This is a genomic window from Virgibacillus sp. W0181 (genome assembly GCF_051846915.1).
In the GTDB taxonomy this organism is placed as follows: domain Bacteria; phylum Bacillota; class Bacilli; order Bacillales; family Amphibacillaceae; genus JBPYCR01.
Map to the genome: position 1 here is coordinate 67,101 of NZ_JBPYCR010000016.1, position 7,289 is coordinate 74,389.

Here is a 7,289-nt window from a genome sequence, read left to right on the forward strand (position 1 = left end):
ATAACAATATTAGATGAAATTAATATAAAGAAAGGAGGAAGCATGATTTGACAGAAGAAATAATTAAATGTAAAACCCGTGTCCAAAAACATGGGGAAGTATTTACTCCTAAAAGAATAGTAAATAAAATGCTAGATATACCAGAAATAAAAGAAGCTTGTGAAAATCTTACGACAACATTTTTAGAGCCAGCTGCTGGCGAAGGTGCTTTTTTAGTTGCAATACTTGAGCGGAAACTAAAAATTGTATCAGGGAAGTATAATAACGATTTAGTTCAATATGAAAATTACTCTTTACTAGCTCTAACCACACTGTATGGAATTGAATTATTAGAAGATAATGCTCAAACATGCGTGATGAATATGTTCCAAAAATATTATGATCATTATAAAGAACAAATTGAGTATCACAATGGAGATATGAAGCAAAAAGTATTAGAGAGTGCTAAAAAAATTATTTCATTAAATATTGGAAACGGTAACTTTTTAACTCGTAAAGCAGTAGACGGTGCTTCATTAGTTTTCAGTGATTGGAAGCCTATTAATTTAAGAAAAACGACTAAAAACATAAAAGTTCAAAGAACAGAATATACACTTGATGAAATATATGAAAATACACAAAAAGAAAATGGTAAAGCTTTGCGACAGCCCAAAAATGAACCAGAGCAAATAGATATCTTTAGCTTTTTAGATGAAGAATTAGAGACACAAGAAGATGAAAAAGAAATGCAATATATACCAGTTAAAATAATCGACGTTTACAAAGAGGAAATGGAGGAAGTCTAATGGATAAGACAATCATCAAGCCTTTTGAAGAAATCGAATATAAAATCTACGGTTATACTTTGCCTGAAATTCCTACTCATGATGGCTATGTCAAAATAGGAGATACAACAAGAGATGCCGCTACAAGAGTTTTTGAACAAGTTGGTACAGCGGGATTAAATCCGGATATATTGTTTGAAAAACTAGCTAGGAAATCAGATGGAAGATGGTTTCGTGATAAAGAGTTTCATCGCTTTTTACTATTGAATGGGATTGAAAGAAAAGATTTCAACAGCCGAGCGGATGAATGGTTTTATTTTAATGGAATGTTAGAGAAAGCTGAAGAATTAACAGACAAATTTATTAATCGTGACTATGAAGAAATACAAATTACTGATGATAAATTTGATTATGTATTGCGAAATGAACAGCAACAAGCTGTAGAAAAGACGCTTGAATATTATCATAGTGATCACAAAGAAAAAGAATTCTTATGGAATGCAAAGCCACGTTTTGGAAAAACATTAACTACATATGATTTTATCCGAAATTTAAAGACAAAAAACGTATTAATCGTTACTAATCGTCCAGCAATTGCTAACTCATGGTTCGATGACTTTAAAAAGTTTATTGCATGGCAAGAACCGCATATGAAATTTGTTTCCGAAACGGAGGCTATAAGTGGTAAAGCAATGACACGACCACAATACAGGGAATATCTTGATACAACAACGAATCCATCACAAATTACATTTATATCTTTACAAGATTTAAAAGGAGCAAAATTTGCTGGAGGTAGACATGAAAAGTTAGAGTGGGTCGCTGGTTTAGACTGGGATGTCTTAGTAATTGACGAAGCACATGAGGGAATTGACACGAAGAAGACAGATAGGGCATTCAGTCAAATTAAAAGAAAGTTTACATTGCATTTGTCAGGAACACCATTTAAAGCATTAGCGAATAATAAATTTCATGAAGAACAAATATTTAATTGGTCTTACGTAGATGAACAGGAAGCTAAAGAAGACTGGGATCCAACTATTGGAAGTAACCCATATGAAAATCTACCTACATTAAATTTATTTACATATCAAATGAGTAAAATGATAGAAGATGAAGTAACGGCAGGTTTGCAAATTGAAAACGAAACAAACATAGATTATGCATTTGATTTAAATGAATTCTTCCGTGTAAAAGAAAATGGCCAATTTGAATATGAGGACAGTGTCATAAGGTTTTTAGATAATTTGTCATCAGGGAAGTTCCCTTTTTCTGAAAATCAATATCGAAATGAATTAAATCATACATTTTGGTTACTTCCACGGGTAAAAGCAGCGAAAGCATTGGAGAAGTTATTAAAAAGTCATCCAAGATTTAAAGAGTATGAGGTAGTGCTTGCGGCAGGAGATGGAGTTAGTATTCAAGACGATTTAGAAGCAGAAGCATTAGATGTGAAAAAGAATATAAAAAGTTTTGATAAAGTTCGTGAAGCAATACAAAAACATGATAAAACAATTACACTTTCTGTAGGACAATTGACAACAGGTGTAACTATACCTGAATGGACAGCGGTATTTATGTTAAATAATATTGAATCACCTAGTTTATACTTTCAGGCAGCATTTAGATCACAAAACCCTTATGAATTTGAGCAGAAAGGGAAATTATATCGCAAAGAAAATGCCTATATATTTGATTTCTCTCCTGATAGAACGTTGCGCTTATATGATGAGTTTGCAAATAATTTAACGGGTGGTAGTTCAAAAACAAGCAGTGAAAGAAAAAGTAAGATTAAAAAGTTACTAAACTTCTTCCCTGTTATTGCTGAAGATGAAGACGGTTCGATGCATGAAATAAATGCCTCTGAAGTACTTACAATCCCGACACGTATTACATCTAGAGAAGTGGTGAAGAGAGGTTTTATGAGTAACTTGCTTTTCGCTAACATAGCAGGTATTTTCTCGGGGGATTCACCATTTAAAGAAATATTGGATAAAATACCACCGGAGAAAAACAAAAGGTTGGAGAAGCCTCGTGAAGTGGAAGTGCCAGATACGCATTTAGATGAAGAAGGAGAAGTTGACATACCAAAAGAGGTTGTCGTCGGTACATCAAAGGATATATTTGGTGATAAGATATACGCACCTATCGATGTGGTAGAAGAGGTGGCTAAGTCAATTGATGAAGCTGAAGAAAAACAGAAAGAGTCAATCAAGACTTTAGCTGGAGATATAACGAAATCATTTGCGAATGGTTTTGATAAGTTGAAAGATAATTTCAAGTTAAATAAAGGACAAACAGAAGATATAACAAAAACAGTTCATACGACATTGGAAGATATGATCACTGATAAACATTTAGCAATGACGAACCAGGTAAAGGAAGTAGAAAGAGAGTATGAACAGAAAAAGGAAGACGCTGAACAGGAAAACAATGAGGAAGCATTGAAGATTGTAACAGAACAATATGAGGAGAAAAAGAAAGAAATAGAAACGGCTTTTACGGAAGAAATAAATAATGAGGTAGAAGAAACGATTCATACGGTTGTAGAAGAACAAATTGAAAAGGTAGAGGAAAAGAAAAAGAAAACAACGGAAGATGATGTACGTGATCATTTACGTGGATTTGCACGTACGATTCCAGCTTTTTTAATGGCATATGGTGATGATGAAACAACATTATCTAATTTTGATGAAAACATTGATGAAGCAACGTTTGAAGATTTAACGAGTATTACAATTGATGAATTTAAAAAATTACGTGATGGTTTTGAATACGTAGATGATAGTGGAAGCGAGAAGTCGATACCAGGATTATTTAATGAAGTTGTGTTTAATGCAAGTATCCGTGAGTTTTTAGATACGAAAGAACGTTTAGCTAATTATTTCGATGAAAGTTTAGAAGAAGATATTTTTGATTATATCCCGCCTCAAAAGACGAATCAGATATTTACACCTAGACAAGTTGTTAAAATGATGGTTGATGCACTTGAAAAGGAAAATCCAAATATATTTAAAGATAAAACAAAGAAATTTGCTGACTTGTATGTAAAAAGTGGACTATATATTACAGAGATTGTAAAGAAGCTAAACGAAGGTCTAAAGTATGAAATCCCTAACGAACAAGAAAGAATTAAATGGATTTTGGAAAATCAGGTGTATGCTTGTACGCCGAGTAATATTATTTATAATATATCGAAAGAATTTATTTTTGGGAACTTAGTTGATATATCGTCAAAAAATTTAATTGAATTTGATACGATGAAATTAGTATCTCAAGCAGAAGCTATTAAGGAAATTTACAAATTATATGGAGATGATACTTTGAAGTTTGATGTAATAATAGGTAATCCACCATATCAAGAAGAAGATGGTGGAGCACAATCAAGTGCGCGTCCAATTTACCATCATTTTATTCAAGCGGCTAAAAGTTTAAAGCCACAATATATTACTTATATCACACCTAGTCGTTGGTTTGCAGGAGGGAGAGGTTTAGATAGTTTTAGAAATGAGATGTTAAATGATCTTCATTTAAAGGAAATTCATGATTGGCTGACACCGGAAGATATTTTCCCTAATACAAATATTAGGGGGGGCGTGAATTTCTTTTTATGGGCAAGTGATTATAATGATAGTAATATTAGATTTGCATCATATAAAAATGGAAAGAAGATTAGTGATTTAGAAAGACCATTAGCAATTGATGGTATTGATATACTTTTAAGGGATAATATCGGGATAAAAGTTTTAGAGAAAATATATGCTAATGATTATATGAATGCTTGTACAGTATCTGAATTAGTTTCACCATTAAGACCATTTGGTTTTAGAGGGTATTTTATAGACGATGAAAGATATAACAGTACACCAGATAATTTAAAAAAACCTATTATCTGTTATGCACGAGGATGGAAAAAGGGTTATGTAGAAAGAGATATTGTAGAAATTCGTCCTGAATGGATTGACCAATGGAAGTTATTTACGCCACGCGCTAATAATATTGGAACAGAACTGTCGGATGACAACTTTAATATTCGAATTGGAGAGCCTGGTACAATTTGTACCGAATCATATATGGTAATAGGCGCAGAAGAAGAATTAGGACAGCAAGAAATAGAAGCACTAGGAAAGTATTTACAGACTAAGTTCTCTAGGTTTCTTCACAGTTTAGCAAAAGGAAGCCAAGACGCTACGACAAAAACGTACCGCTTTATTCCTATGCAAGATTTTACTAGTAATTCTGATATTAGTTGGGACAATTCCATTGTAGAAATTGATGAACAATTATATAAAAAATATAAACTTACTCCATCAGAGGTAGAATATATTAAAAGTAATATAAAGAAAATGACATAAAATTCATATATAAATAGATATCACTTATATTTTATGAGTGATATCTATTTGGTGGAAATATAGAGAATGTTTCGATTATAGTAATACTAATTATCATCATATATTTAATTTTCTTTGGGGGGGATAATTATGTTTAAGTCAGGTGCAGAATGGATTAGAGCAGACTTTCATCTTCATACGAAAGCGGATAAAGAATTTTCATATACTGGAGAAGAAGATCGTTTTATTAGCGATTACGTAGAAAAGTTAAAACAGGAAAATATTAAATTAGGAGTAATTACTAATCATAATAAATTTGATTTAGGCGAATACAGAGGCTTAAGGAGAAAAGCAAAAAAAGAAAATATAACGCTACTTCCGGCGGTGGAGTTATCTGTTAAAGAAGGAGCCAATGGAATTCATTGTTTAATTGTTTTTAAAGAAGAAGATTGGATTAAAGGCAAAAGCGAAACGATTCATCAATTTCTTGATGAGGTTTTTAAAGGTATTGATAATAGAGAACATGAAAACACTCAGTGTAATAAAGACTTGGCAGGAACAATTGAGTGTTTAGATTCATATAATAAAGATTACTTCATTCTAATGGCTCATATTGAACAAAAAAGTGGTTTTCTTGAAGAGTGTAAGGGGGGGCTTATAGAATCAATAAGCAATAATAGTTGGTTTAAAAATAAAGTTCTTGGCTTTCAAAAAGGGCGAACTAGAGATAAAATGAAGCAACTTGAAGAGTGGATGGGATATAAACTTCCTTATATTGAGGGTTCAGATTGTAAATCTATTGACCAAATAGGTAAAGGAAATAAATCTTATATTAAGATTGGAGATGGGAATTTCGATTCGGTCGTACTTGCATTTAAAGATTATCGAAATCGGACTTCTTTGTCTGAAAAGGAGTACAATCATGGATACATAAAATCCGTTGAATTTATCGGTGGGAAAATGAGCAAACAAAAAATAAATCTATCACCGGAATTAAATAGTTTAATCGGAATTCGAGGTAGTGGTAAGTCAAGTATTATAGAAGCCATCAGATATACTTTAGATATGTCACCATCAACAACTGATGAAAATTATAAATCAGATGTAGTAAAAAATCTCCTAGAATCAGGTGGACAGGTAATAATTGAACTTCAAGATAATTACAAAAAAAATTATAAAATAAAAAGGATATTGGGAGAAGCTCCCCATATTCTTGATGAAAACGATATGGAAATTGGAGTTACAATAAATTCTATTCTTCAAACCCCTTTATATTTTGGACAAAAAGATTTATCTTACATGGATAATGGCTTTGAACTAGATTTATTAAATAAATTAGTCGGAAAGAAGACAAAGTCTTTTCAACAAGATCTAACAAGAATAAACGATCAATTAAACAATGGAATCAATCAATTATTCAATGTAAACGATCAAGTTGATACTTTACCTGATCTAAGGAGAAACTTAACGGATATAAAGCATAAGATAAAGATATTTGAAGAGAAGGGTTTATCTACAAAACTTTCTAAACAGGTTAATTTCCAGAAAGATGAAAGAAACATAAAAAACGTATATGAATTAATTAATAAATTCAAAGTTAATGCAGAGGAATTATTGAATTCTAGTAATCTTAGGGAGCTTAATGAACTAAATGATCTTGAATCTAAGGAAGTACCAGAGCTATTTATAAAGTTATCGCAAGAAGTTTCTACTATAATTAATATCAAAAAAGAAATTGAGAAAATTATAGTAAAGATTGGTTCCAGTTCCAAACTAGTTAAAGAATATTTAGAAGAGATCCGACTAATTATAAAATCACTTGAGGAAGAATTTGCCGAGATTAAAAGAGAAATTGATATACCAAATTTAAATCCTGATGATTTTGCAAAGCTTAAAGTGGAGGAAGAAAAATTAATACTTAACTCTAGTGCGTTTTGATTTGAATTTATCTTTTCAATCTCATCTTTATAAACATGAAATTCTTTAAGTAAAAGTTGGTTTCTTTCATCTAAGGCGGCTCGAATTTGAGTTTCAATTTCGCCCTTGCTTTCTTCTTGTTTAGTAACTTGATCAATAGACTTTATTAATTTTTCTTCCTCCACTTTAAGCTTTGCAAAATCATCAGGATTTAAATTTGGTATATCAATTTCTCTTTTAATCTCGGCAAATTCTTCCTCAAGTGATTTTATAA

At 31.6% G+C, this 7,289-nt stretch carries 2 protein-coding genes and 1 pseudogene; all 3 read left to right on the plus strand.

What is annotated here, in order from left to right; translation table 11 throughout:
* The first annotated feature begins 47 nt into the window (after nt 1–47).
* The gene (locus ACLIBG_RS08990; RefSeq protein ID WP_439312432.1) at nt 48–785 is read left to right on the plus strand and encodes an N-6 DNA methylase; all 738 of its coding nucleotides are present in this window, start codon (nt 48–50) and stop codon (nt 783–785) included.
* Entirely contained in the window at nt 785–5,119 is a 4,335-nt protein-coding gene (locus ACLIBG_RS08995) for an Eco57I restriction-modification methylase domain-containing protein (protein WP_439312433.1), read from the plus strand. Before ACLIBG_RS08990 ends, ACLIBG_RS08995 begins: the two co-directional genes overlap by 1 nt.
* A gap of 129 nt (nt 5,120–5,248) precedes the next feature.
* Nucleotides 5,249–7,012: pseudogene (locus ACLIBG_RS09000) on the plus strand (TrlF family ATPase); the annotation flags it as partial.
* Between the last annotated feature and the right edge of the window lie 277 nt (nt 7,013–7,289).